This window comes from Nonomuraea sp. NPDC050153 (assembly GCF_044460125.1).
Classification (GTDB): Bacteria; Actinomycetota; Actinomycetes; order Streptosporangiales; family Streptosporangiaceae; genus Nonomuraea.
This window is the reverse complement of the sequence record NZ_JBITJQ010000024.1, coordinates 63,194-88,081: the sequence shown is the minus strand read 5'-3', so window position 1 is coordinate 88,081 and position 24,888 is coordinate 63,194. Positions and strand designations below refer to the sequence as shown.

At 73.7% G+C, this 24,888-nt stretch carries 19 protein-coding genes; 2 read left to right on the top strand and 17 right to left on the bottom strand.

Annotation, left to right across the window (positions count from 1 at the left end; translation table 11 throughout):
* Position 1 precedes the first annotated feature (1 nt).
* From ACIBQ1_RS41405 to ACIBQ1_RS41325, 17 genes are all read right to left on the bottom strand, one after another.
* Positions 2-2,068: a phage tail protein gene (locus ACIBQ1_RS41405; protein ID WP_397285804.1), complete on the bottom strand. Its 2,067-nt coding sequence runs from the start codon at positions 2,066-2,068 to the stop codon at positions 2-4.
* Positions 2,065-4,527 (bottom strand): putative baseplate assembly protein, encoded by a 2,463-nt coding sequence (locus ACIBQ1_RS41400; protein ID WP_397285803.1) that lies wholly within the window; start codon positions 4,525-4,527, stop codon positions 2,065-2,067. Before ACIBQ1_RS41400 ends, ACIBQ1_RS41405 begins: the two co-directional genes overlap by 4 nt.
* A gap of 105 nt (positions 4,528-4,632) precedes the next feature.
* The gene (locus tag ACIBQ1_RS41395; protein WP_397285801.1) at positions 4,633-7,227 is read right to left on the bottom strand and encodes a putative baseplate assembly protein; all 2,595 of its coding nucleotides are present in this window, start codon (positions 7,225-7,227) and stop codon (positions 4,633-4,635) included.
* Positions 7,224-7,592: a GPW/gp25 family protein gene (locus ACIBQ1_RS41390; protein ID WP_397285799.1), complete on the bottom strand. Its 369-nt coding sequence runs from the start codon at positions 7,590-7,592 to the stop codon at positions 7,224-7,226. The genes ACIBQ1_RS41395 and ACIBQ1_RS41390 overlap by 4 nt, the downstream gene beginning before the upstream one ends.
* Positions 7,589-7,933, bottom strand: a complete 345-nt coding sequence (locus tag ACIBQ1_RS41385; RefSeq protein WP_397285797.1) for a hypothetical protein — start codon at positions 7,931-7,933, stop codon at positions 7,589-7,591. The genes ACIBQ1_RS41390 and ACIBQ1_RS41385 overlap by 4 nt, the downstream gene beginning before the upstream one ends.
* Before the next feature lie 14 nt (positions 7,934-7,947).
* The gene (locus tag ACIBQ1_RS41380; RefSeq protein WP_397285795.1) at positions 7,948-8,535 is read right to left on the bottom strand and encodes a phage baseplate assembly protein V; all 588 of its coding nucleotides are present in this window, start codon (positions 8,533-8,535) and stop codon (positions 7,948-7,950) included.
* Positions 8,536-8,544: 9 nt separating this feature from the next.
* A complete protein-coding gene (locus ACIBQ1_RS41375) occupies positions 8,545-9,669 on the bottom strand; it encodes a hypothetical protein (RefSeq protein ID WP_397285793.1) in 1,125 nt (374 codons plus the stop codon).
* Positions 9,659-9,973, bottom strand: coding sequence for a LysM domain-containing protein (locus ACIBQ1_RS41370; RefSeq protein WP_397285791.1), 315 nt, complete (start codon positions 9,971-9,973; stop codon positions 9,659-9,661). Before ACIBQ1_RS41370 ends, ACIBQ1_RS41375 begins: the two co-directional genes overlap by 11 nt.
* Positions 9,973-10,653, bottom strand: coding sequence for a hypothetical protein (locus tag ACIBQ1_RS41365; protein ID WP_397285789.1), 681 nt, complete (start codon positions 10,651-10,653; stop codon positions 9,973-9,975). Before ACIBQ1_RS41365 ends, ACIBQ1_RS41370 begins: the two co-directional genes overlap by 1 nt.
* The gene (locus tag ACIBQ1_RS41360) at positions 10,650-10,895 is read right to left on the bottom strand and encodes a hypothetical protein (protein ID WP_397285788.1); all 246 of its coding nucleotides are present in this window, start codon (positions 10,893-10,895) and stop codon (positions 10,650-10,652) included. The genes ACIBQ1_RS41365 and ACIBQ1_RS41360 overlap by 4 nt, the downstream gene beginning before the upstream one ends.
* Complete coding sequence (locus ACIBQ1_RS41355) at positions 10,892-13,048, bottom strand: ATP-binding protein (protein ID WP_397285787.1); 2,157 nt, start codon at positions 13,046-13,048, stop codon at positions 10,892-10,894. Before ACIBQ1_RS41355 ends, ACIBQ1_RS41360 begins: the two co-directional genes overlap by 4 nt.
* Positions 13,045-14,232, bottom strand: a complete 1,188-nt coding sequence (locus ACIBQ1_RS41350) for a DUF4255 domain-containing protein (RefSeq protein WP_397285785.1) — start codon at positions 14,230-14,232, stop codon at positions 13,045-13,047. Before ACIBQ1_RS41350 ends, ACIBQ1_RS41355 begins: the two co-directional genes overlap by 4 nt.
* Before the next feature lie 67 nt (positions 14,233-14,299).
* On the bottom strand, positions 14,300-14,998 hold the full coding sequence (locus ACIBQ1_RS41345) for a hypothetical protein (protein WP_397285783.1): 699 nt from the start codon (positions 14,996-14,998) through the stop codon (positions 14,300-14,302).
* Positions 14,995-15,630 carry a hypothetical protein gene (locus ACIBQ1_RS41340; protein ID WP_397285781.1) on the bottom strand — a complete coding sequence of 212 codons (636 nt, stop codon included), beginning with the start codon at positions 15,628-15,630 and terminating at the stop codon, positions 14,995-14,997. The genes ACIBQ1_RS41345 and ACIBQ1_RS41340 overlap by 4 nt, the downstream gene beginning before the upstream one ends.
* Positions 15,631-15,641: 11 nt before the next feature.
* Entirely contained in the window at positions 15,642-16,172 is a 531-nt protein-coding gene (locus ACIBQ1_RS41335) for a phage tail protein (protein ID WP_397285780.1), read from the bottom strand.
* A gap of 25 nt (positions 16,173-16,197) precedes the next feature.
* Positions 16,198-17,697: a phage tail sheath family protein gene (locus ACIBQ1_RS41330; protein WP_397285779.1), complete on the bottom strand. Its 1,500-nt coding sequence runs from the start codon at positions 17,695-17,697 to the stop codon at positions 16,198-16,200.
* A gap of 209 nt (positions 17,698-17,906) precedes the next feature.
* On the bottom strand, positions 17,907-18,212 hold the full coding sequence (locus tag ACIBQ1_RS41325) for a hypothetical protein (RefSeq protein ID WP_397285777.1): 306 nt from the start codon (positions 18,210-18,212) through the stop codon (positions 17,907-17,909).
* A gap of 123 nt (positions 18,213-18,335) precedes the next feature.
* Here ACIBQ1_RS41325 and ACIBQ1_RS41320 point away from each other — a divergent pair, with 123 nt between their 5' ends.
* Together ACIBQ1_RS41320 and ACIBQ1_RS41315 are read left to right on the top strand one after the other, a co-directional pair.
* Positions 18,336-18,725, top strand: coding sequence for a YbaB/EbfC family nucleoid-associated protein (locus tag ACIBQ1_RS41320; RefSeq protein ID WP_397285775.1), 390 nt, complete (start codon positions 18,336-18,338; stop codon positions 18,723-18,725).
* 49 nt (positions 18,726-18,774) lie between these two features.
* Positions 18,775-24,879, top strand: coding sequence for an NUDIX domain-containing protein (locus ACIBQ1_RS41315; RefSeq protein ID WP_397285773.1), 6,105 nt, complete (start codon positions 18,775-18,777; stop codon positions 24,877-24,879).
* Positions 24,880-24,888: the final 9 nt, after the last annotated feature.

Sequence of the window (24,888 nt, the reverse complement as noted above, 5' to 3'; positions counted from 1 at the left end):
CCTAGGTGGCGTTGATGACGGCGGCTTCGACGCCGAGGGGGACGAACCCGTCCAGGTGGTCGACGAGGTTGGCGAGTCGCCGCGCCTGGAACAGGTCGTGGAAGGCACCCATCTCGGCGCCGTCCTCCGCTCCTTCGCGGATGGCGTCGGCACAGGTGTCATGCAATTGGCAGTAGCCGGGCGTGCCGTACCTGACGCTGGTGAACCGGGGCCGCAGCCGGTTCTCCGAGTCGGGCGGGCACCGGTAGCGCGGCGGGCCGCCGTGGCAGGCGTACGAGAGGTAGGAGTAGCGGACGCAGCCGGTGTCCCGCCTGGCCACGTGCGCGCAGCCGGTGACGATGGTGTCCTCGGCGAGCCCGAGCAGGTAGGCCCGCACCTGGCCGAGCACGGTGCAGCGGCGCAGGGTCAGCTCGGCGTAGGCGTTCCTGGCGTCCACGCCCGTCACGGCGGCCAGCTCGTGGCCGGTCGCGTCGATGATCGAGTCGTCCGCCTCGACGACGAGCGGCTCGCCCGCGGTCTCGTCCTGGTCGACGAGGATCGTGCCGACGATCGACCGCTCGACGCGCAGGCGGGCGGTGGTGCGGCGCAGCTCGATCGACGGTTCCTCGCCGTGGCGGGGCTCGCAGCGATCGTCCAGTTCCCAGCCGGGCACGAGGGTGCAGTGCCTGATGGTCACCTCGCCCACCTGCCCGGTGATGTCGACGCTGCGGCCCGAGATCACGAGCCCGTCGAGGAGCAGGCGCGGGCGGCGGGCGGACGGCGGCGGGCAGTCGGCGGCGGTGCCCGGCGGCGGGGTCTTGGAGCGGGCCCGCACGCTGAGCGCGTCGAACCTGTTGGCCCGCTGGTTGAGCAGCCTGATGACCGGCCGCTGGTACGGCGCCGCCCGCAGCTCCAGCCGGTCGTCCAGGTCCAGCTCGACGCAGAGCGCCTCGGTGTAGTCGGCCGAGTCGACGATCTCCACGAGCACGTCGTGCAGGTCCGGGTCGGCCTCCTTGTCCTCCTGCCACTGCCGGAGCGCGGCGGTGATCGAGCCGAACCCGTCGCCGCCCACGACGTACCGGCGGCGGTCGCCGACGGGGGCGGTCGACCTGGCGTAGGCGCCGCCGCCCATGCGGTCGGCGAAGCCGTAGCACCAGCTCACCCACACCCCCTCCTCCGGCGCCTCGTCCGGCGGGAACGCGATCCTGCCCAGCACCGGGTCCACGACCACCTGTCCCGGCTGGGCCCGGTAGCGCCAGTCGCTCAGGTCGGCGCCGACGATCCGGTCGGCGGGCACGGGGTTGTCCAGGCTGTCGCGCCAGATCCGCAGGGCGCGCCCCGGGCCGTAGTACTCGGTCACGGCCGCGGCGAACTCCTCGCGCCCGATCGGCTGCGGCAGGTCGGCGGGTCCCGACAGGTGGGCGGCCCGCGGCCCCGTGCCCTGCGGGGCGAACAGCTGGGTGTCGATGCCCAGCACGTTGACCAGGTAGCGGCTGTAGCGCTGGTCGACGCAGAACGCCGGGGCCCGGGTGACGGGGAAGGACAGCAGCCGCCACACGTACAGCGCCAGGCTGGGGATGTTGGGCAGCCCTCTGGTCAGCTCGCTGTTGATCCGGCGCACGTCGGGCAGCCTGGGGGCGGTGTCGAAGGGCCCGCCGACGCGCTCGCAGGCGACGAGGTCACGCACGTCGAAGGTGGCCGGCCGGTCGGGCCGGAGGTGCCGCAGGTGCTGGCCGCGCACCAGCGTCCGGTACGTCTCCACGGCCCGCGCGGGCCACCGGGCGACGTCGAAGGCCAGCTGTTCCAGCGCGCCGGCGGTGCCCTTGCGGCGGCGCACGGCCACCGCGTCGGCCACCTCGGCGCGGGAGACGCCCTCCCTGTCGATGCCGACCAGCGCCGCGATGTACGGCACGACCCACTCGTCGCAGGTCTCGACGAACCAGTTCGCGTACCAGGTGTCGAGGTCGTCCTCGATGACGCGTACCTGCTCCTCGATGATGCGCAGCAGCGCCCGCAGCGGGTAGCCCCGTTCCTCGTCCCTGCTGCGGTGGATGGCGGGCAGCAGCGCGGCCAGCTCGTCGCGGGTCATCGGGCCACCTCCACGTGCAGGACGACGAACCCGTCCAGGCCAGGCGTGATCGTGACCAGCTCGGCGGGGTCGATGTGGACGCCGCCGGCCCGGGTCCTGGCCGGTCTGGCGGGTATCCGCGCGGCCACGCCGGTGACCGCAGCGGCGTCCGGGGCGGTCGTGCCGCGGGTGGCGCCCAGCCGTACGACGTCGGCGAACGCGACGCCGGGCACCCTCTGGAGCGCCGCGACGACCTCGGACAGGTGGACGCTGCGGCCGAGGGCACGCGCGTCGAACCCGAACGCCGATTCAAGGGCCGCGCGGGCCTGCGGTTCGACCAGGTCGGGGGCGCGGTCGGCGTCGATCCACACGTTCGCCTCCAGGACGACGTTCCACAGCGTGCGCGGGGCCGCGGCGACCGGCACGCCGGGGTCGCCGTGGCGGCGGCAGGCCGCGAGCAGGCTGCGCAGCAGGTCGGAGTCCGGCTCGATCGGCGCGTCGTCCACGCCCGCGACCGTCAGGTGGACCAGCTCCCTGCCGCCCGCGATCAGGCGGGCCGCCACGGCCTTGCCGACGCCCGCGCGGGCCAGCGTGAAGTCCGCGTAGTCGCGCAGGCCCACCAGCCGGTCCATGGCCAGCGTCGGCAGCGGCGCCCGGTCGCGCAGCGCCGGGTCCGCGTCCTGGTCGGTGCCGCCGCTCGCGCGCAGCGGGTTGGTCACGGCGCTGACGCCCAGCGGCTTGGTCTGCAGCTGGCTGAGCTGCCCGGCCCGCACGTTGCCCGCCCGGCCGATGCCCACGCGGTAGGTGAAGGCCACGTTGCCGGTGCCGGTGGGCAGCCGCGACCCGCGCCGGCCGTCGCCGAACTCGACGGTCGCGCCGCCCGCCGCGTCCACGCTCACCTGGTAGGCCCGCTCGTCCGGCCCCGCCCAGGCCAGCTCGGGGACCTCGTGCCAGGCGATCCCGCCGACCCTGACGGTCAGCTCCGCCTGCGCGCCGTCGGCGTCGGGGGTGGCGACGTACGTCAGCGGCTGCTGGCCGAGCGTGAAGCGCTGGCCGGCCGTGCCGGCGTCGCCGCTGCCCGCCGCGGGTTCGAGCTTGGTCTCGCCGTTCGTGGCGCGTACGACGTTGCCCCAGACGGTGACGGTGGAGCGGCGGTAGCTGCCGCGCAGCGGGGCCGCGAGATCCAGCACGGTGTGGTCCGGCACAGTGCCCGACGACGGGACCCGCCGGGTGCCGACGACCCGCGCGACCTCGCCGCTCGGCGCGGTGAGCGGGCCCGCGTCCTGCGGCATCCCGGACACGAGAATCGTCCGGCCGGTGGGCAGGTCCTGGATCACCACGCCGAGGTCGATCGAGCCGCCCTCGACGGGTTCCGTGATCGGCTCGTCGGCCAGGGCGAGGGGCTCGGCCTGGACGTAGAAGGTGTAGCCGCGCAGCTCGGAGAGGGAGCGGCCGGCGTCGCCGTGCTGCTCGGGGAACCAGGGCGCCGCCAGCACGAGCGCGGTCACCCTGCCGGAGATGCCGTAGCGGGCCAGGCCCAGCGTGCGGACCTCCCTCACGAGGTTGACGTTCACGAGGCCGTCGCCGGAGACCACCACGATCCAGCTGCCGGGGAGGATGCGCGGGTAGTCGGCGTCGAGCGGGAGCAGGGTGCGCGGGCCCGCGTCGGAGTCGTACAGGCTCTCGTCGAGCTCCCAGTCGGGGTCGTCCGCGGCGACCTCGCCGATCACGCCGCCGGACGACGCCGGCGGGAGCGGGGCCGCCGCGCCGAACGTGGCGGCCTTGGCCCGCAGGACCTCCAGCCGGACGAACTGCGCCTCCTCCTCGTCGCCCTCGGCCAGGCCGAGCGGCGGCGACTGCAGCCGGACGGCGGTCACCTGCGCGTCCAGGTCGGTCTCCGCCGACTCCACGATCCTCAGCAGGGGCGACCCGTCGGTGAAGTGGAAGAGCAGGCGGTCGTTGGGCGCGAGCCCGGTCGCGACCCCTTCGACGTGCACCACCCGCAAGGAGGCCGCCCGGCAGCGGGTCAGGCGCGTCGGGCGGCGCAACCGGGGCGCCAGCGCGCCCCACGACGAGCGGGCCACCAGCTCCCCGGCCGTCTCGAAGATCTGCGGCTTGGCGCCGGGGTCGGGCACGCTCTGGACCCTGGCGCCCGCGGGCACCCGCACGGGCGGGTCGGCGGGGTCGGGGTCGAGGGTGTAGGCCAGCCAGGCACTGGCCGCCAGGCCGGGCCGGGGCCGGTAGCCGACGAGCCTGGCCAGCTCCACCAGCGACCGGCGTTCCTTGGCGGTCGTCAGGTAGCCCTCGTCGGCGATGCGTTCCTGGTAGAAGGTCAGGACGTCGCCGACGCACGCCCACGCGTCCAGCAGCGCCAGCGCGGGGTCGTCGGGGGCGCGCGTGGTCAGCCTGGCCAGCTCGGGATGGTCGGCCGAGGCCAGTCGCCCGATCATCCTGGCCAGGAACGCCGCCCGGGTGCCCACGCGGACGCTCAGGCTCGACCGCCCCGGCGGGTTGGCCGTCGGAAGCGGGGTCCCCGCTGTGCACCGCCCGCAGCATCCCGCCGCTTCACCGCAGCTCATACCGGCTCACCGCCCTCCCACGAGATCCAGCGTCAGCGTCCCGGCCGAGGGGATCTCCAGCGGGCCGAACGCGAGCGCGCCGCCCGCGGGCACGGGCGGCCCGGTGGAGACCGTGCGGGCCAGCCGGACGACGCTCGCCGACACCACTCCCGGCACGGCCATGGCCTCGGCCAGGATCCGGCTCACGTACAGGCCGGTGCCGAAGGTGAGGCGGTCGGGATCGAACATGCCGCCCGGGGCGTCGCCGAGCCTGGCCCGCAGCGCGACGGTGGCGGCCGAGCGGGACGCGGTCACCGCCAGGCAGACGCGCAGCCCGAGGTCGACCGCGACCTGCCGGGGCGGGTCGGCCCGCAGGTCGTGCCCGATCCGCCGGACCTGCTCCAGCCTGGTGCGCGCCGCTTCCAGGGAGAACTCCTCGCCGCAGCGGCCCCGCAGGGGGTCGATCGCCACGTCGGCCTCGTACCAGCCGCCGGTCCAGGCCAGGTCGGTGGCCGCGCTCTGGACTCCCGGCTGGGCCGCGGCGATCGTGGCGTAGTCCTCGGCCGTGACCGCCCGCACCAGGCGGTGCCGGTAGGCGGTGGGGCCGAGCAGGCGGGCGTCGGCGACCGGTTCGGGGTCGATGCCGCCCGTGGCGGCCAGCGGGTTGCGCACGCCCGTCACGGGCACCGCGATCGGGCGCGCGGCCACCAGGTGGGCGACCGCCTCGGGGCCGACGTTGCCCGCCGTCCCGTTGCCGATCCGCATCCGCAGGTCGAAGTGCTGGCCGGGGCGGACCCCGCGGCCGTACGTGCCGTCGCCGAAACGCAGGTGCGAGCGCCCCTCGTCGTCCACCTCGACGACGACGTGCGGGTCCTCGGGGCCGCTGCCGATCAGGTCGGCCCGCACCGTCCACGTCACGCCGTCGGAGGTGAGCCACAGCTGGGCCGGCGCAGTGCGCGGGTCCTGGGTGAGCGCGGCCGAGGCGGGACCGGCGGCGACCGGCCCGTCGGGGTCGAGCTCCGCGCCGGCGCCCCAGGTGGCGGCCACCTCGGCCGCGTCGTCGGCGTCCAGCGGCAGGCCGAGGCGGGCCTGGGCGGTGAGCCTGGCCAGCCGGGCGACCTGGCGCGGTCGCGGTGCGGAGCCGGTGGGGATGCCGGCCAGCGTCAGGGCCTGGCCCGCCGCGACGGTCTCGGGAGCGGGGTAGGGCGCCCGGCGGGTGAGGGGCGCGAGCGGCAGCTCGGGCTCGAACCGCACCCGTACGGGGTCGCGCCCGGGACGCCCGAGCCCCTCGCAGCGCACGGGGCCGAGCTCCCCTCCGGGCACGGTCAGCCTGCCCGTCCCGGTGGCGCCGTGGTCGACGAGGACCACGTTCCCCCTGGCCACGCTCACGTCCTCGAACAGGCAGCACTCCTCGCCGCCGATGGAGGCCAGACACAGGTCGAACGTGAGCGCGTCGGCGCACGCCCAGCTCACCCGCAGCAACGGCTGGTCGTACACGGGATCGTCGAGCTCCTCGACCTCGGTCAGCCGTACGGCCTGCCGGTGGGTGACGTCCGCGTCGCCCGGCACCCCGGTCAGCGGGCCGCGCACCTCCTCGAAGATCACCACGTCTCCGGGGCACAGGCCGAGCAGCCGCTCCGACCGCTCCTCGTCGCACCAGCCGTCCACCAGCGTCGCGGTCGTCGCGCCGCGCGGCAGGCAGCACTCCTCGCCGCCCCAGGTCCACAGCCGGATGCGGTTGCGGGCGGGGCTGACGGGCACGTCGTGCTTCAGCACGGGTTCGTACACCTGGTAGCCGCCGCCGGGCGCGCGGCGGCGCAGCTCGCCCTCCGAGACCATCGGGCGGCCGTCGAGCGCCGGGACCGCCGTCACGAACCGGTAGGTGCCCGCGTACAGGACGCCGGGCTCCTCGACCTCCAGGTGCACCCAGGTGCGCGCGTTGCAGCCGTCGTGCAGCCGGTAGTCGACCAGCCGCAGGTGCCGCCGCACCGACGTGCGCAGCCGGGCCGTGTTCAGGTACGCCTCCGTGGCCACCGCGTCCTGGCGGTAGGAGAGCTGGTCGCCGACGTAGGCGAGCAGCTCGACGAGCGTGACGCCCAGGTCGGGGATCTGCCGGTCGGTCCAGGAAGGGGAGGTCAGCGCGAGCCGGTCCAGGATGAGCCGCCGGAAACTCGCGTAGTCCTTGGCCAGGTAGTCGATGACCGCGCGGTCCTCCTCGCCCGGCGGGCAGGAGGCCGTCGCGCCGCAGTCGCTCTCCTCGCCGCAGTCGCCGGTGAAGGTGAAGGCCGCCCGGGCGTACCGGGGGTCGAGCTCGTCGACCCCGGTCAGCGCCACCTCGTACGGCGAGCGGTCCCCGAGCCGGTCGAGGTGGACGACCAGCTCGTCGTAGCGACCGGCCGGGCGCGAGGCGACCACCTCGACGTGGACGGCCCGCACCACGCGTCCAGGCCCGGTGATGGCGACGTCGTCCGCCTCCGGCGCGGGCACGGGCGCCTTGCCGAACAGCAGCAGCCGCAGCGTGCGCGCCTCGTTGTCGACCTGCACGCCCGCGATGCCGCCCCAGCCGCAGGCGCGGTCCCGCTCCCGCCGCTCGCGGGGCGGGCAGCCCTCGTCGGCCGTCATGGCCCGGTCCTCCGTTCGACGGTGACCGAGTTGAGCTCCCCGGTCAGCAGCAGCACGTACGCCACCGACACCAGCAGCGCCCCCTCCTCCGCCCGCACGTCGACGCGCTCGATTCGCAGATCGTCGGGCAGCCACTGCTGCAGGGCGGCCTGAAGGGTGTACTCCACGGCCCCGGCCAGCTCGGGGCTGTTGGGGGCGAAGACCAGCCGCAGGACGCCGGTGCCGAAGTCGGGCCGGTTGACCCGCTCCCCCGGGATCGTGAACAGCAACTGCTCGACCATGTCGCGCACGTGGTCCTCGTCCGTGGTGGCGGCCGACCTGCCGTGGGCGTCGACGTGGAAGGGGAAGTCCAGGTGGGTGCTCATGATCCCGCCGCCCTGAGCTGCGTCGAGGTGATGATCGGCGTGCCCTGGGGGGCCTTGGCCGCCGACTGGCTGACGCCCGCGCCGGGGCCTGACGGCTCCAGCACGACCGGCTTGCCGAGCACGAAGACCCGGCTGGACGCGGCCAGGGCGAAGTCGACGGTGACGCAGGGGCTCGGCGGGGTCGCCCCCGACAGCGAGCAGCCCGCGACCGCGACCAGGTCGGCGACGGTCACCACCGGGGCGCCGCCGGCCAGCACCACGGTCTGGCCGGGGGTGATCGTGGCCTTGCCCTGGTGCATGCAGGTCACCTGCGAGGCGACGGTCAGGAGGAAACCCGGCATCGTCGGCACCCCTCTCAGGCCGGCTTCACGACGAGCGCGCCGTTGTTGATGTTGACGAGCCCGACGAGGTTGATGGCCGGCGCGGTGATGGTCACGCCCGAGGTGTCGACCGTGATGGCCGCCGACTGGGACTGGAGCAGCACGCCGCTGCCCTTCATCGGGGCCACCGGGGTGTCGGACAGGGCGATCTTGCTCTTGCCGATGGTCTCGATCAGGAGCGCGGGCGCCTTGGGGGTCAGCAGCTTGGCGGTCGCGGGCGGCTCGGCCGCGCTGCCCCAGAAGAACCCCACCCAGATGGGGTGATCGGGGTTGCCCTGCTCGAACTCCACCCAGACCCCGGCGCCCGGCGGCGGCACGGCGAAGACGCCCATCTGCAGCCCGGCCAGCGGCACGCACGGCATCGCCCACGACGACGGCAGCAGGCCGAGGACGTCGGGCACGCTGACCAGCAGCCGCCCCTTGCCGAGGGGGTCGTAGTTGTCCAGCACCGCGCCCCGGTACTTGCCGTAGAAGCGTTTGGTGCCCGGCGGCTCGGCGTCCTCGCGCTCGGCGGGGCCGAAGAAGCCGGGGGACTCGACGTACCCGAGCTCGTCCATGTTCATGGCGGGTCCTTAGGACAGGGGGCCTTGTGGCAGGGGCAGGAACGCGTTGCGGGTCAGGGTGAACTGCTGGGTGTATCCGCCGCGCTTGATGTCGTGGGTGACGCTCTTGACGAAGTACGTGCCGTCGTAGCCGAGGCTCGCGCCGCGCACGGTGACGGGACGGCGGGCACGCAGCGGCCGGCCGTAGCGCAGCACGTCGAGCGTGCCCTGCCCGCTGACGACCTCGTAGCCGTCGGCGGCCCTGGCCAGCGCGACCCCCGCGGCCTGCAGGGGGGACAGCTTGGCCAGACCCCTGATCACCGACGCCTTCAGCGGCAGCGGCTTGCGGGCGCCCATCGGCGGGTTCACCGGGGTGACGTCCGGGATCGGGATGGGGATGGGGAACTTGGTGACAGGCTCCTGGATCAGCGCCACGTACTGCGTCGCGGAGAACCCGTCGAACGTGAACGTCAGCGTCTCGACGTTCGTGGTCGCGTCGGCGTTGGCCCACAGGGTGGGCTGCGGCGATCCGGCCTTGACCAGCGGGCCCCAGTACGCGAAGTTGACGCCGGGGACCGGCCCCGGCTCGACGTAGAAGTGGTAGCCGACCTGCGCCGCGAGCGCCTTGACGTAGGCCAGGTCGGTGCCCTGCTGGGCGGGAACGGACTCCAGCGGGTTCGGGGTGATCAGCTTGACGCTCGGCACGATCTTCGGGACGAGCCCGTACATCGGATATTTGGCGCAGATCAGCGCGACCCGCGCCTCCGGCGGCAGGCCCACGTACGGCACGCCGGTGAAGTCGATCACGTCCATCATCCGGGAGACGTCCTCGCCGGTGAGCGTGAGCCGCGCCTGGCCGGGTTCGGCGGACGGCGTCACCTCGTGCCGGGTGACGACGCCGTCCATCAGCACGGTGGCCTGGCCCCTGATCGTCACGACGATCTGCGCCCTGGCCGGCGGGTCGAGCGCCCCCGAGGGCAGCAGCTCGCGGTAGAGCAGCGACCGCTTGCCCATGCCGAACGACAGCCGGAACCCGCCCGGCTGCCCCACGCCCTCGCTCACCTGCACCGACAGCAGCGCATCCGCGACCTCGCGCGGCACCTGCTCGGCCAGCACCGCGCCGAGCCTGAGCGACACCAGCATCTCAGAAGCCATGCGGGCTCCCGGTGGTCGCGGTGGGCAGCGCGACCTCCAGCCGCCGTCCCGGGCGGGCGGTGAGGTCGGCGGGGTCGAGCACCGGGTTGGCGTCCGCGATCTGCCAGAAGCGCTCGGGGTCGTCGAGGTGCAGCGCGGCGATCCGGTCCAGCCGGTCGCCGTCGCGCACCACGTGCACGGCGATCACCGTGAGCGTGCGCCGGTCCGGCAGGAACCTGCGGCGGACGTACGGGATCGGCTCCCCGTCCTCCGGCCGGTGGATCGCGATCTCGATCCCGTGGTAGCGGCTGGTCGCGGTGAACATCAGGTGCCTCCTGGCGGGCCGTCGAGTCCGAGGGCGCGCAGCTGGTCGGACGGGTGCAGCGCGGCGAGCTGCTCGCGGCGCCGCTGGTGGCCGATGAACAGGCCGCTCCCCCGGTGGGTGAACCCCAGGTCGTCGACGGTGAGGATGCGCAGCGACAGCGACACCTTGGCCCTGATCGGGTTGAGGTTGGAGTCGAAGGCCTCCTCCGTGACGGTGAACTCGGTGAGCCTGACCGGCACCACCCGGTCGCGGCTCCACACGAAGACCGTCAGCGGCGACTCGGCGGGGACGATCTCGAACGCGCCGCCCCGGGCCGCCTCGTCCTGCGCGAGCAGGGCGCCGGCCGTCGGGTTCACCAGCAGGTCCAGCGTGGCGAGGACGGGCAGCAGGCCGTGCGCGGCGACGGCGTCGTTGCCCGGTGCGAAGGGGTCTTCGAGCTGCATCGTCGCGTCGAGTTCCGCTTCGAGCCTGATGGTCTCGTGCGCGGGCCCGCGCAGCCGCAGCGCCTCGCTGCGATCACCGGGCTCGGCGCCCACGCCCTGGGGCTGGAGCGTGCGGGTGATGGTGTCCGGGTTGTACTGCAGGGTGATGACCCTGAGCACCGTGCCGTCGGCGGGATCGAGCAGGACGAGCCCGCCCCTCGGCACCACGGGCGTCCCCGGTGCGAACTGCGCGCTCACCGCTGACCGCCTTCCGCCGTTCCGTGGATCCCGGCGACGACGGCCCGCGCCAGCCCGGGAGTGGAGCCGTCGGCGGCGTCCACGCTCATGCGCCGCCGCCGCGCCGGCTTCGGGGCGGGCTGCGCGGGTCCGCCGGCCAGGTCCCGCCGTACGGCCTCGGCCAGGGCGTCGATGAGCTCCTGCCGGGAGGGTCCCGCCGAGTCCAGCACGACTCTGTCGATGTGCAGCACGACGCGCGTCACCGGCCCACCCGCTCGGGGTGCGGGACCGTCAGCGGCAGGCCCAGTTTGCGGAACTCCGTGCGCGCCGCGGTGAGCACCGCCGCGGTGTCGACGGGCGCGCCGGCGTCCGCGGCGAGGAACGCGGCGCCGAGCGCGATCGCCTGTACGGCGGCGCCCGTGACCGGCAGGTCCACGAGCGCGTCGAGATCGAGGTCGCCGAGCGGCACGCCCGTGGGGAAGGCGGCCGACCACAGCCGCCTGCGCTCCTCCAGCGCCGGCAGCGGGAAGTCGACGACGAACCGCAGCCGCCGCAGGAAGGCCGGGTCCAGCGCGGCGCGCAGGTTGGTGGCCAGCACCGCCACCCCCTCGTAGGCCTCCATCCGCTGGAGCAGGTAGCTGACCTCGATGTTGGCGTAGCGGTCGTGGCTGTCACGCACCTCGCTGCGCCGCCCGAACAGCGCGTCGGCCTCGTCGAACAGCAGCAGCGCGCCGCCGTCCTCCGCCGCGTCGAAGACCCGGCGCAGGTTCTTCTCGGTCTCGCCGATGTACTTGTTGACCACGGCCGACAGGTCGACGCGGTAGAGGTCCTGGCCGAGTTCGTGGGCGAGCACCTCGGCGGCGAAGGTCTTGCCCGTCCCGCTGGGGCCGCTGAACAGCGCGGTGACCCCGTTGCCGCGGGCCCTGCGCTCCCCGTACCCCCAGGCGGACATGACCGTGGCGCGGTGGCGCACCTGCGCGACGAGCCCGCGCAGCTGATCCGTCTGCTCCGCGGGCAGCACCAGGTCGTCCCACCTGGCCTGCGGCACGGTCCGCCGGGCCAGGGCCTCCAGCCTCGGCCTGGCCGAGGCGCGGCAGGCCGCCCACAGGCGCGCCCGCCCGTCGGGGGCGTCGAGCACGGGCCGCAGGGCGGTGGCGATGCGGTGGACGGCGGGCACGCTCAGCCGGAACTGGCCGGCCAGCGCGCGCGGCGCGCCCTCCAGGGGCAGCCCGGTCGCGGCCGCCCACAGCTCGGCCTGCTCGGCGAGGGTCGGCCGGGTGACGTCGACCACGGAGGTGGCCCGGTCGGTGACCGGCCACACCTCGCGCGTGGCCAGCAGCACGAGCCCGCCGACCTGGGACAGGAAGCGCCGCAGCGCGGCGGCCGTGGCGGGGTCGCCCAGGTCGGCGTCCACGGCGTCGAGCAGCAGGGCCATCGGCAGCAGCAGGCTCTCGCGCTGCCAGAGCCTGGCCACCAGGTCCTGGTCCGCCCCCGCCGCCACGAGCGCGCCGACCGGCAGGTGGTACAGCTCGCGGTTGAGCAGCGCCATGGCCCGTACGGCGACCAGTTCGCAGCTCGGTTCGTCGCCGCCGAGCAGCTGGATCACCGGGAGCCGCCCGTCGGGCGTGCCGGTCAACGCCGCGCCGACCAGGGCATCCGCCGCGGCCTGCGACGAGACGGGCAGGCCGAGGCCCGGCGCCGGGTCGGGGCGGTGCTCGACCAGCCCCGTCAGCCGTTCGTCGAGCCGGTTGAGCCCTCTGATCAGGTCGACGATCCGGTCGTCGGCCCGGAGCGGCACTGCGGCCAGCGGCCGGGCTCCCGCGCCCACGGGCTCCACCAGCCGCCAGAACCGCAGGCCGCGTTCGGGCGAGAGCACGTCCCAGCGGGCGTCGTCGAACAGGCGCAGGGCCAGGGCGAAGGTGGGCTCGGGGTCTCCCTGGGCAGCGGCGATCAGCGCGCTGGTGCCGGGGTCGATCGCGGGCGCGGCGCACAGCAGGAGCACGTCCCGTTCGAAGTCGCTCAGGCCCAGGCGCTCCGCGATCTGCACCAAGGCGGGCGCCCCGAGGTCCGCCATCGCTCGCGCCGCGGCCTCCCGAGCCGCCGCCGACGCCTCCCGCACCGCCGCCTGCGCCGCGCCCCTTCGCGCGTCCGTCGTCGCCTGCGCCGCGCTCTTCCACGCGTCCGGCGCCGCGGCGTCTCTCGCCGCCGGGCCGCCGGTGGGAGGTGCTTCGGCGGCGCGGTCGCGGGATCTGCGCCACCCCCTCCTCGATCCGGACGACTTCGCCCCGGACGACTCCGCGGCAGGGGTGGGCGGAGGGCTCGGGGGCTGGAGGGCGGTGAGGCGGGCGGCCAGCCAGGCCAGGGACGCCTTCAGGTACGCGCCGTTGGCCTGCTCCCAGGCGAGGGCGTCGGTCACGGGATCACCACCTCCGCCGTGGGGCCGGTCTTGAAGGCGCCGGTGGTGCGGTCCACGATGTCGGTGTCGACGCCGTCCACGCGGACGCGGACCTTGTGGGTGCCCGGCGGGATCGCGGCGGTGACCGCAAGCGTGCCGGTGCCGGCGCTCAGCAGGGGCACCGGCAGGTGCAGGCCGCCCACGAGGACGGCCGCCTGCTGGCCGACCAGCACCGGATGGGCGACGGTGGCGGTCACCGTGGTCCTGAGCGGGTTGCCGCCTGCCGGGGCGGCGGCGAGGGCCACGATCTCGGGGGCGACCGCCAGGGGGACCTCGTTGGTGGGCGCCCCACCGGACGCGGGCGTCAGGGAGATCGCCCACGGCCCCGCGGGCAGCCCCGCGGCGGGCAGCGCGACCGCGACCTCGGCGGCGCCCGGAGCGGGGATCCGGACCTCGGCCGTGGCCGGCACCCGCAGGTGACGCAGGTGGGCCACGACGGCGCCCGCGGGGAGGTTGCGGACGGTCAGCGTGACGGTCTCGCCGGGCAGCGCCCCCGGGCTGCCCGGCACGCCGTAGCGGATGCCGGTGATCGCGGGGAAGGGCGAGGCGGCGTCCGGCTGGGCGACCGGGGACCGGCCGTCGAGGCCGCGCTTCAGCACGGGCAGCGGCGCGGCGCCGGGCGCGGGGTTGTCGATGAGCACCGTCGAGACCTGGTACGACGCCGAGACCCGGTACGGCGTGGCGAACGCGGTCCACATCTTGGCGATGTCGTCCTGGCTCAGCGACTCGAAGCTGACCTTCACGCGTTCGAGCTGCAGGTGCAGGTCGCTGCCGGCCAGCGGGATCGCCGTGGCGGCCCGGATCTCCTCGCCCGGCAGGATCGGGCTGTCGTGCAGCGCCAGCATCGCGGCGCCCAGCAACTGGTGGGCGGTGCCCTCGTCGTTGCTGTAGGCGGCCAGCAGGTAGTGCAGCACCAGCGGGAGCAGCGGCCCGGGCGACTCCCCGGGCGGTGTGCCCGGCGGGTCGGCGTTGCGGAAGGAGGGGTGCATGTCGGTGCGGTACAGGAACAGGTTCACGTGGTCGCCGTTGACCTCGTCCGGCGCGCGGTCCGGCGGCACGATCGTCACCTGCGGCCCGCCGAGCCGGTTGAAGATCCTGGCGCGCAGCGCGGCGGTCACGGCGGCGATGGCAAGGGAATTGCTCACGCGCCCTCCTTCGTCGGCCGCATGAGCAACAGTTGGCTGTGTTCGATTGGTCGCTCGCTTCGCTCGCTCATGCCAGCTCTCCCCTGCTCCGCCTGCGCAGGTACGCCTGGAGCACCGAGGTGTGGTCCTTGCGCGGCGGCTTGGCCTGCGGGGCGGCCGGGGTCTGCGGGGCGCGTACTTCGAGCCGCCCGATCGAGATCTCGACCACCGGGGGCGCGGGGGCGTCCTGCGCGGCCTGGCCACGCGGAGTCCGCGCAGGCGCGGCGAGCACGGGAGCCGCCGGGACCCGCAGCAGCGGTGTGCCCGCGACGGCGCGCCCGGCCTCGGCGACGGCGGGGAGCGGGAGGTCGGGCTTGCTCGCGAGGACCTGCGGCGGGGCGGCGGCGCGGCGCTCGGCGGGCGAGGTCCGGACCGCCGCGACGGCGGGATGCCCCGGCGCGCCGGCCCGGGTCACGGGCGGCGGCTCGGCCGGTGGAACGCTGTCGGCCGCTCCGGGGGCGCGCGGGGAGCGTTCCCTCTCGATCCCAGGCTCCTCGTACACCGCAGTCTCCTCCGCCACCGGCCGCCGGAGCGCCTGCTGCCTGGTCACGGGGAGTCCGGGCGGCCGGGCGGCAGCGGGGTGGTCCGGCGCGTCGAAGAAGGCGGGCGGCTCGGCCTGGGCGCGGCTCGCCGGCGCGTGGTCCTCGAACAGCGCGGCCGGGCGGGGGCGGATGCCGGTCACCGGTTCGCGGCTGCGGGTGATCAGCCGCTGGACCAGGCCGCTCATGATCTCACCAGCCCCAGGTAGCACTGCCGCCGCCAGGCGCTCAGCGCGAGAACCTGCGGTTCGGTCCAGCCGTAGGCGGCGGCCAGGTCGTGCACCTCCAGCAGGGTCCTGCGGCACCAGCCGTCCAGCTCCGTCCACAGGTAGCTGACGATGTCGAAGGACTCCGCCCACTCCCGGCCGCAGTCGGGGCACGACAGGCACAGCTCGACGTCCAGCAACGGGTCGGCGGCGGCCCAGGTCGCGGCCGTCTCCTCGGGGTCCGCTCCGGAGCAGCGGCCGACGAGGGCTTCGCACGGGTCCCGATCGGACAGCGCGGCGGCGACGTCGGCGCTGGTGGGCAGCCGGCACGGCGCCGAGGACGGCGGGTCGAGCAGTTGCTCCTGGTCGAAGGAGACCTCCACGTCCGTGCCGCACTCCGGGCACGTGGACACGCCGTCCAGGCTGGAGCCGAACAGCGCGGCGCGCAGCTCGAACAGGGCCCGGTCGCGCTGCCCGATGGTCAGGCGGGCCAGCTCGCCCGGGGAGCGGCCCGTACCGGCCGCGAGCAGGGCGAGGCCCCGCTCCAGCGGCGTGCGGTCCCAGCCCGCCTCCCACGCGTCGAGCAGCTCAGCAGCACCGGCCACCACTGTCACCGGACCGCTCCTCAGGAGTCCTGCTCGGTGGGCTCGGTGACGCTCAGGTCGCGCACCCATCCCTCGTTCTCCAGCTTCAGGTGCTGGATCGCGATGGCGTTGGCGTTGGCGTCGAGGTCGGGCAGCGCCTGGAACTCCGACACCCAGCAGCGGAAGACCTGGTACGCCAGCACCTTCTGGCCCGCCTCGTTGTAGACCTCGATGACGAGGTCCTTCCTGAAGGAGGCCAGCGCCACCTCGCGGTCCCGCTGGTCGGGGCCCGCCTGGGCGTTGGCGTAGTTCCACACCTTGTTGGCCCACAGCTCGAACTCGGGGTCGTGGGTGACGCCGCGCTCCAGCGTGATCGGCTCGTACTTGGTGCGGCCCGGCGACTTGCGCGAGCTGGAGTGGTCGCCGCCGTCGCGGTGCTCGACCACCTCCGTGGTCCGGCGCAGGGCGCTGACCTTGCTGATCCCGGCGACGTACTTGTTGTCCCACTTCACCCGGAACTTGAAGTTCTTGTACGGGTCCAGGCGAGTGGTGTTGACGGAGAACTGAACCATGTCGCTCCTAGGGACTGGCCGATCGTCAGGCGTCGGGACGCTTCTGCTGGATCCGGATGCGCACGAACTCGGCGGGTTTCAGCGGCTGGAAGCCGACGTCCACGTTGACGACGCCGACGTCGATGTCGGCCTGCGGGTTGTTCTCCCTGTCGCACTTGACGAAGTACGCCTCCCGGGCGGTCCTGCCCTGGAAGGCGCCCTGACGGAACAGGCCGTCCATGAAGGCGCCGACGTTCAGCCGGATGGAGGCCCACAGCGGCTCGTCGTTGGGCTCGAACACCACCCACTTGGTGGCGCGGAACAGCGTCTCCTCGATGAACAGGGCGAGCCGGCGGACCGGGACGTACTTCCACGGGTCGCCCACCTCGTCGTTGCCCCGGCAGGTCCGCGTCCCCCACAGCACGTGCGAGTAGACGGGGAACGTGCGCAGGCAGTTGACGCCCAGCGGGTTGAGGCCGCCGTTCTCGGCGTCGGTGAGCGTCACGGTCGCCGAACGCACGCCCGCCAGCGCCGCGTCCACCCCCGCCGGCGCCTTCCACACCCCGCGCAGCGTGTCGGTACGGGCGAACACCCCGGCCACGGTGCCGATGGGCCCCACGGTCAGGTCGGGGCCGCCCTCCGGGTCGGAGATCGTGAGACGAGGGAAGAAGACGGCCGCGTTGCGCCCGGCGACGCCGGTCACCGGCAGCCCCGCGCCCGCGCCCGACGTCGCGGCGGCGACGCTGGTCCAGGCGAAGGGCGGGTCGAGCAGCAACATCGCCCTGCGGTCCACGCACAGCCTGGCCGCCGCGTCGATCACCGGCGCCCATCGGGCGTCCCGGTCGTCGGGGGACCCGGAGGCGGGGGCCGCGAGCTGCGGCGGGATCACCAGCAGGTTGAAGATCGGCACGTCGAGCAGGGCCTGCATGCCGGTGCGCCGGACCGGGTCACCGATCACGTCGGTGGTGTTGAGCGTCACGTCGGCCGCCGCGGTGACGGCCTTGTCCCCTTCGGGCGGCCGCCTGTCGACCGGGCTGCCGGCGGCCGGCCCGACCAGCCTGGAGGTCTCCAGCGCCCGGTCCAGCCACCTGCCGCGCAGGGCCGGGTCGATGGAGATCTCGTACGTCTCGGTCGCCTTGCCGGAGACCTTGATCGTCAGGGTGTAGCGCTTGTTGTCGGCGGGGTCGTGCTTGACGGTCGCCGTCAGCGTGTTGCCTGCCGTGCCCGTGGCCCTGGCCTGCAGCTTGATGTTGTCGCCGAGGTCGATGGTGGCGTACTGGACGTCGGCGCCGACCCGTACGACGATCGCCTTGGCGCCGCCGTTGAGGAAGAACTGGTAGACCGCGTAACTCAGCTCGCTGCCGGTCCACAGCCCGCCGAAGGTGCTGTCGTAGTCGGACCAGCTGTTGACCGTCGTCGGGGTGCGCGGTCCCTCCAGCGCCAGGCCGACGAACGCCGCCACGGACGTGTCGACGCCGACGATCGGCCGGACCGCGCTCTCGATCTCCTCAAGGTAGACACCGGGATAGGTGAATCTCGTCGCCATCGGCCTTCCTCGTCCCGTAGCCGCAGAGCCTCTGCCGGTAGTGTCGGGCCCGGCCATAACCCGGCCGTCACCCCGCCATCACTGCGCCGTCACCCCGGCCTTGGAGACGCGTTTCCCCCGGGCCTGAGGTGCACGAGCAGGACCGGCGGACTCCGCCTTTCCGCGCGGCCGGTCGCGGCGACGTCGGGGAGGGCGTCACCTCGCCGGGCTCAGGTGCGGAGGGTGCCGGCGTCCTCGCCCGCCTTGTACGTCTTCGACGCCAGGTGAAGCCGGTTCTCCTGCTCCCGGAGCGCGGCCGCGAGCAGTTCGAGCCCCCGGCCGATGCTCTCCAACCGCTGGCCGTGGGCCTGCCAGTACGCGCGGCCGTAGTCGTCGTCGCCGAGGGAGGCGCGGGCCTCGCTCGACGCCGCCTCGGACCGGGTGTGGACGTCGGACACGTCACCGGCCATGCCGTCCGCCACGCTCGCCAGCCGGTGCAGCTGGCTCTTGCTGTAGACGACGCCGTCGAACCCCACGGCTGGCGAGCCTAGCGGGCACGCGGGGACATTGGCACTTCATGTCGATATTTACGAAAAATCGGGCGAGAATGGTGCTGCTGTGATCTTTGATGCTTGTGTGGCCGGATGTGAGGGACACAGATGACGATGGACGAGCCCTGGCGGCTGTTGGAGCAGCTCGTCCAGGAGGTCAACCAGCAGACCGAACAGCTCAAGCAGATGCAGGAGAAGGTGCGGGAGCTGGCGGCGACGGCCAGGTCCAAGGACGGCATGGTGACCGTGACCGTCGGCCCCCGTGGCGAGGTGCGGACCATCGAGTTCGACCCGCGGGTCTACCGCAAGCTGTCCCCGTCGGAGCTGTCCGCCTCGATCGTCGAGCAGATCGGGCGGGCGACCAGACAGGTGTCCGCCGAGATGAAGGAGCTGATGGAGCCCTTCGGCGTGCCGGATCTTCCGTTCGAGGACCTCTTCGGCGAGGGCACGGACTTCGAGTCGTTCCTGCCGAAGCCCGGCACGCCAGAGTCGCGGTGATCAGCCCCCGCCGGTCACGACCTTCGGCCATGAAAGCTGACACCGCCTGATGGGGCTCGATCTCAACCTGGTGCCCGAGGTTGTGAAGCCGCTGGCGCTGCCGCTGACGGGCGGCGCGTTCCCCGAGACCGACATCGACGGGGCCATCGCCTCGGCGCAGACGCTGGAGGACCTGGCGGACCTCCTGGCCAAGATCAAGTCGGACGACGCCGCCGCGGTCGTGCGGTTGCTGCGCGGCTACGCCTGGCAGGGGGCCGCCAAGGAGACCTTCGAGCAGGTGTTCAAGGTGCTCGGCGGACAGCCGGAGGCCGACGGCTCCCCTTCGGACGAGACGCTGATCGACCTCCTGGAGAAGGCGCTCCGGAAGGAGGCGGCGGCCCTGCGCGAGCACGGCGTGCGGATGCAGCACACCGAGTGGATGATCTACGCCTCGCTCGCGCTGCTCGGCGCGATGATCGTCAAGCTGCTGGTGTGGATCTACGTCAACGGCCCGGCCGTACTCAAGCTGATCCAGTACAACACGCTGCTGACCCAGGTGAACATCCAGACGCTGAAGCGGCTCGTGCTGGTCAACATGCTGAAGTTCGCCGGGATCATGGGTGGCCTGGACCTCGGCGTGCAGGTGGCGCAGCAGATCTGGGGGGATCGCGAGGCGGGGGACTTCGACCTCGCGTCGCTGGCGATGTCGTTCGGCAGCGGCGCGCTGACCGGCGCCCTGTTCGCCGGCGCGAACGCGGCTCTGTCACGGCTGCTGAGCCGGCGCATGGTGTACGTCGCGTCCGAGGCCGAGCTGGCGGTACGCGACAAGATCGCGGCAATCGCGCAGAGCATGTACGGCCAGGCGCTGCTTGGCGGCACGGCCGGCACCGCCGGGGCCCTCCCGGGACTGGCGCTCAGCGGGCAGCTCGACGGCAAGCACCTGGCGTACACCTTCATCTCCGGCGTCGCGGGCGGCCTCGACGTCCCCGCCTCGGCGCGGACGAGCTACTTCCCGATGCGGGCGGTCGCGGAGCTCGGCGACGCACCGACCGGCTCGCCCCCTCGCGGCGACTCCGACCTGCTGCCCGTCTCGGCTCCTCGCGCCGGCACCGACCCGCCCCCTTTCACAGCTCCACGCTATGACGCCGACCCGCCACCTTTGGCGGCTCCACGCGGTGATTCCGACCCGCCGCCCCCATCCGGTGGTATGCCCGCGTCTCCACCCTCGCCCCGGCTCGTGCCGCACGACGCCACCGCCCTGGCGCAGTACCACCCTCGGCCGGAGCACGCCGACGTCGGCGCCCTGATCAACCGGCAGCCCCCCGAACCGGGCGCCAACCTGCCCCAGCAGCACTCGGGCCAGGTGATCGTGGGTGAGGTCACCCGGCGCCACGACGTGCTCCTGCACAGCCCGGCCGGAGACAGAGCCGAACCAGGCGGCTCGCTCGCCCGGCCCCAGCAGCACCTCCCGGCCGCGCGAGCCCCGCTCGGCGACGCCGCTCCCGCCGTCCCGCGAGCCGAGCCCGCGGCTTCGGGCGGCCTGCTGCGCACGTCATTGCTCCCTGCCACCGTCCCGGCGCTCATCACCCCGACCCCCGACGACGCCGGCGCCGTTGACCAGGACAACCGCCAGGGCCAGGAGAGCACGGCTCCCGGAACCGCCGAAACGGCACCGACCACCCACGAACGACCGCGGCACCCGAGCCCGGACGACGCCGCACTTCCGCCTCACACGGACGAATCCACGTCCCGGGCTCGCGCGGACGACTCCGTACCCCCGACTCGCACGGACGACGCCGTACCCCCGGCTCGCACGGACGACGCCGTACCCCCGGCTCGCACGGACGACGCCGCGCGCGGGGACGGCACACCGCCGCCCGCCGATCCGCAGGTGACTCCGGGGACGCCCCAGGACCGGACGGTCCCGGCCCCCGACTCCCCGCAGCACGCGCGCACGGACCTCGAGGCCGTGCCCGTCACCAGGGCCGCCCCGCTGCCGGACAACCCGCGCCGGTTCGAGCCGGTGGCACGGCGGGTGGCGGACCTGCTCAGCCGGGACGGCGCGTACGACCCGATCAGCGGTCCCGCCTGGGAGGCCGCCCACACCGCCACGGTCGAGCGGCTGATGGACTCGATGCGGTCCTCGACGAAGGACCTGCTGGGCGTCGGGCGCAAACGACATCTGCGGGCGGCGCTCGGCGACCCCGCCGTCGACCTCGTCCAGAGCGAGGTCCGCGTCCTGGGAACAACCAGCAGGAGCTGGACGGCGGTCGACCGGAGCGCCTTCCGGTCCTTCGTGGACAACCCCGGCCCGGAGGCCGAGGGCCCACGGCGGATCATCAGCCGGATGCCGTTCGACTCGCCCGAGGCACAGCAGACGGCGAGACGGCTGGCCGTCGAGGATCTCATGAAGATCTGGGCACAAGGCGGCAGGACGATGCGGTCGGACCTGCTGGCCCTGCACCTGGCCGCGCTCGACGAGTTCGGGCCGACCCAGGCCGTCGACCTGACGAGGTACGACACCAAGGCCGCCGGGAAGGTCCAGGCCCGCGCCGGGGACACCCTGCGCGACTTCCTCCGGCAGCAGTACGAGGAGACGCAGCGCGAGCTGGAACTCCGCGGCATCGAGGAGCTGGTGCTCTACCGGGGGATCACGTTCGACCCGTACACCAATCCGGTTCCGAGCTTGGCGGAGGCCGCGAACGGCGACGTCGTGCCGGCTCCGCCGGCACTGCCGTTGCAGTCCTGGACCGCCATGCCCGGGGTCGCCAAGCGGTACACCGGGCTGGCGGACGGGGCGGTCATGGCGGGGGTCTTCCCGGCCTCCCAAGTGCTGTCCACCCCGTGGACGGGAATGGGCCAGCTGCCCCTCAACGAGTTCGTCCTGCTCGCCACGCCCGGCGAGGTCACCGTGCTGCGGCCACCGCACGTCGACGCCTCCGCGGCGTATCCCGACATTCCAGTCGGCTGGCAGCTCTCGAAACCCGGCGACGGATGGGTCCGGTGCGAGCAGGGGCACCGGCACTGGGGAACGAAGGGCGGGGCAGGTCTACTGCTCTTCCACCGCGCTCCCGGCGGTGAGGTCCAGGTCCTCATGCAGCTCCGTTCCCTGGAGACGCAGCACGGAGGGACCCTGGGGCTGCCGGGTGGCGCTCTCCGCCCCGGCGAAGACCCGGTCGACGGTGGCTTCCGTGAGGTCGGCGAGGAGAACAGGCTGGACCGTGGCGAGGTGGAGGTGCGGGGAGTCCACCACGACGATCACGGTGGCTGGGCGTACAGCACCGTCATCGGCGAGATCTCCCACCTGGCCGACGTCTGGCCCGCCTCCCACGAGTCCCTCGACAACGTGTGGGTGCCGCTGGACGAGGTGCCGCAGCTCAACCTGCACCCCGACCTCGCCCGGGCCTGGCCCGAGGTACGCACGGAGCTCGACCGCGTTCTCACGCCTCCCGCCCCGGGGCGACCGCACCCGGCGGAGACCCACCAGGTGCCCAGCTTCCCGGAGACCGGCGAATTCGCTCCGATTGCGGACCCGCGACCGCGGAACTTCGCCGAAGCCGCGGCGATCGTCCATCGCTGGACGCCGGACAACGGCCGCCCCGGCCACGACGGCCCGCGCAACGACAGCCCGCGCCAGGACGCCCCGCGCGACAACGGTCCGAGTCAGGACGCCCCGGGTCAGGACGGCCCGCGCCAGGACCCCCCGCCGAACCGGATCGAACAGCTGCTCAGCAACCCGCAGGACCGCACCGACCCGCCGCCCCCGGCCGTGCCGGACGGGGAACTCCTGGCGGAGGGCCGGCGCCTGATGGAAGAGCTGCCCGTCATCGACGAGAGCGACACGACGGCAATCGCCCTGGCATCGATGGGCCGGGCCCTCGGCGAGGCGAACCCCCGAAGGACCCTCCACGACGTTGCGCGCGAACTCGGCCTGAACGCCGATCTCGACGCCCTGGTCGCGGTTTTCGACGACGCCCGGCAGTACGGCCTGAACCCGGGCGGCGCGGCCGGCCGTACAGCTCTGACCGGCGTTCTCCGGCAAGCCATGGCGGCGGACTCCTATCGCTGGACGGGGTACCGGCACCAGTCGCTGTTCTCCATCCGCGACGCGACCGCCGCCGAAGCACGCGCGATCGGTCTCCTGCTGGGGATGATGGGGGACCCCGTCACCTCGACCAAGGTCCGGAACTTCGTCAAACCCGTGCTCGACGGGCACGGCCTGCGCGACGCCAGGCAGGTGCTCCCGGCCGTCCGGGCGGCCCACGAGAAGGGCTACCTCCCGGCCGGAACGACCGGAGACGCGGCATTCCACGAGGCCATGCGGCGGTTCTGGCAAGACGACCCGTACCTGTGGGACGGGCTGCTGCTCGCCGAAAGGTATTCCCTGACCGATCTCCTCGACCCGACGGCGCGTCTGGCCGCGCGCATGGAGGAGATCATCGCGCGCCCCGGTGACACCCGCCCACTGGAGCGGCTGGCCGGCGACGTCGGGCAAGGATCCGTCGAGCAGCTCGTCCACCTGGCCAAGGACGCGCAGGCGCAAGGAGCCGACCTGGCTCGGGCGGCCGACCGCCAGGACCTCGTCGACCGCATCACCGAATATCGGGCGCGCGACCCGCACCTTTGGGACGGGCTGCGGATCGCGGACGAGTACGGCATCACGCGGCCGAGCGACGACGCGGCGCGCGTCCTTTCCCGCCTCGCCGAGGTCACCGGCTCCGAGCGGCCGTCCCGGATGTGGGCGCTCGATCCGCTGCGCCGGCTGGCGCGGGACGCGGGCTTCGACCATTCCGTCGAGCAGCTGCTGCGGCAGGCGGTCACCGACCTGCCGCAGACCCACGACCTCTCCGGGCCGCTCGACCGGCAGCAGGTGCTCGACGCCGTGACCCGGGACACCGGCAGGCGGCCGGGCCCGCTGCACGTCCCGCCGGGGCTGCACGACCTGTCGCCCTCGGCCGTCCGGGACGCCCGGCAGGCCGCGGTCCACGAACACGCGCGGGCGCGGCAGGCTTTCCAGCAGGCCCACCCCGCCCTGAGCCGTACCCTGTCGCGCCTGACCGGCACCACCGACCCGCTGGTCATGGCCCAGCAGGAACGAGTCGCCTCGCTGGAGGCCCGCACACAGGCGTGGCAGCGCTGGCCGGAGCTCCCAGAGGTGTCTTTCACGCGGGATTTCGCGGCCTACCGGCGCGCGTACGAGCAGGCGGTGGAACGCGCCGTCAGAGGAGAGGCGATGATCCCCTACATGACGGAGAACGCCACCGCGTCCCTGGGGGCCCGTGACGGCGGGCGCGGGTTCGGGCTGGAGATCGAGTTCGACCTGCCGAAGCACCTCGCCCGCCAGGCCCGGCAGGCCATCGCTCACGCCCTGCGCAAGGCCGGTCTGACCGGCGACGCCCAGGTGCACGCCTACCACTCCATGCAGGACCAGGGCTACCGTTCGGGCAAGAACGGCGGGCGCGGTCTGTGGAGGCTGGAGCTGGACGGCACGGTCGAGGGCGAGCTGGTCTCGCCCATCCTGTACGACGAGCCGGCGACCTGGGAGAACCTCCACATCGCCATCGGGATCATCCGCGCGCACGGCGGCACGACCAGCTCCTCGACCGGCGGGCACATCCACGTGAGCACGCACGACTACGACCACATCGTGGAGAACTACACCAGCGTGCTGAACTACACGGGCCATCACACCGACACGTTGTACAGGCTCGGGCACAATCCGGAGCAGGCGGGCCACCGGGGCCTGAAGCACTGCCACCCCAACCCGCTGCCCACGGCGGGCTACACGACGATAGCCCCGGTGCGGAATTTCAACAGCAGCCACAATTTCGGGGTGAACATGGCGAGCATGAAGGGGTCCGCGAAGGACCACGTCGAGTTCCGGATGTACGACGGTTCGCTCGACGCCGCCGTGATCCAGTCTCACGTGAAGGTGTCGCTCGCGGTGGTCGAGGCGGCGTTCCGCAACGCGACGACGGGCGAGCTCCCCAACCTGGGCCGGCACGACCGGCTGGGCACCCACGCCGACCTCTTCAGGCGGGCCGCCGCGCCGGACCTCTCCGAGCAGGGCAGCCTCTCCTTCCGGATCCTGATGGACGAGCTGTTCTGGCGGGCCGCCGACAAGGAGCAGCTCGCCGCTCTCTTCGCCGCCACCCGCTGGGCGCCCGCGGCATGAGCGACCTCA

Excerpts from the sequence above, each read along its gene's own strand:
- ACIBQ1_RS41405 (WP_397285804.1), bottom strand. The coding sequence starts at position 2,068 with ATGACCCGCGACGAGCTGGCCGCGCTGCTGCCCGCCATCCACCGCAGC.
- ACIBQ1_RS41395 (WP_397285801.1), bottom strand. The coding sequence starts at position 7,227 with ATGACGGCCGACGAGGGCTGCCCGCCCCGCGAGCGGCGGGAGCGGGAC.
- ACIBQ1_RS41390 (WP_397285799.1), bottom strand. The coding sequence starts at position 7,592 with ATGAGCACCCACCTGGACTTCCCCTTCCACGTCGACGCCCACGGCAGG.
- ACIBQ1_RS41385 (WP_397285797.1), bottom strand. The coding sequence starts at position 7,933 with ATGCCGGGTTTCCTCCTGACCGTCGCCTCGCAGGTGACCTGCATGCAC.
- ACIBQ1_RS41380 (WP_397285795.1), bottom strand. The coding sequence starts at position 8,535 with ATGAACATGGACGAGCTCGGGTACGTCGAGTCCCCCGGCTTCTTCGGC.
- ACIBQ1_RS41375 (WP_397285793.1), bottom strand. The coding sequence starts at position 9,669 with ATGGCTTCTGAGATGCTGGTGTCGCTCAGGCTCGGCGCGGTGCTGGCC.
- ACIBQ1_RS41370 (WP_397285791.1), bottom strand. The coding sequence starts at position 9,973 with ATGTTCACCGCGACCAGCCGCTACCACGGGATCGAGATCGCGATCCAC.
- ACIBQ1_RS41345 (WP_397285783.1), bottom strand. The coding sequence starts at position 14,998 with ATGAGCGGCCTGGTCCAGCGGCTGATCACCCGCAGCCGCGAACCGGTG.
- ACIBQ1_RS41335 (WP_397285780.1), bottom strand. The coding sequence starts at position 16,172 with ATGGTTCAGTTCTCCGTCAACACCACTCGCCTGGACCCGTACAAGAAC.
- ACIBQ1_RS41330 (WP_397285779.1), bottom strand. The coding sequence starts at position 17,697 with ATGGCGACGAGATTCACCTATCCCGGTGTCTACCTTGAGGAGATCGAG.
- ACIBQ1_RS41320 (WP_397285775.1), top strand. The coding sequence starts at position 18,336 with ATGACGATGGACGAGCCCTGGCGGCTGTTGGAGCAGCTCGTCCAGGAG.
- ACIBQ1_RS41315 (WP_397285773.1), top strand. The coding sequence starts at position 18,775 with ATGGGGCTCGATCTCAACCTGGTGCCCGAGGTTGTGAAGCCGCTGGCG.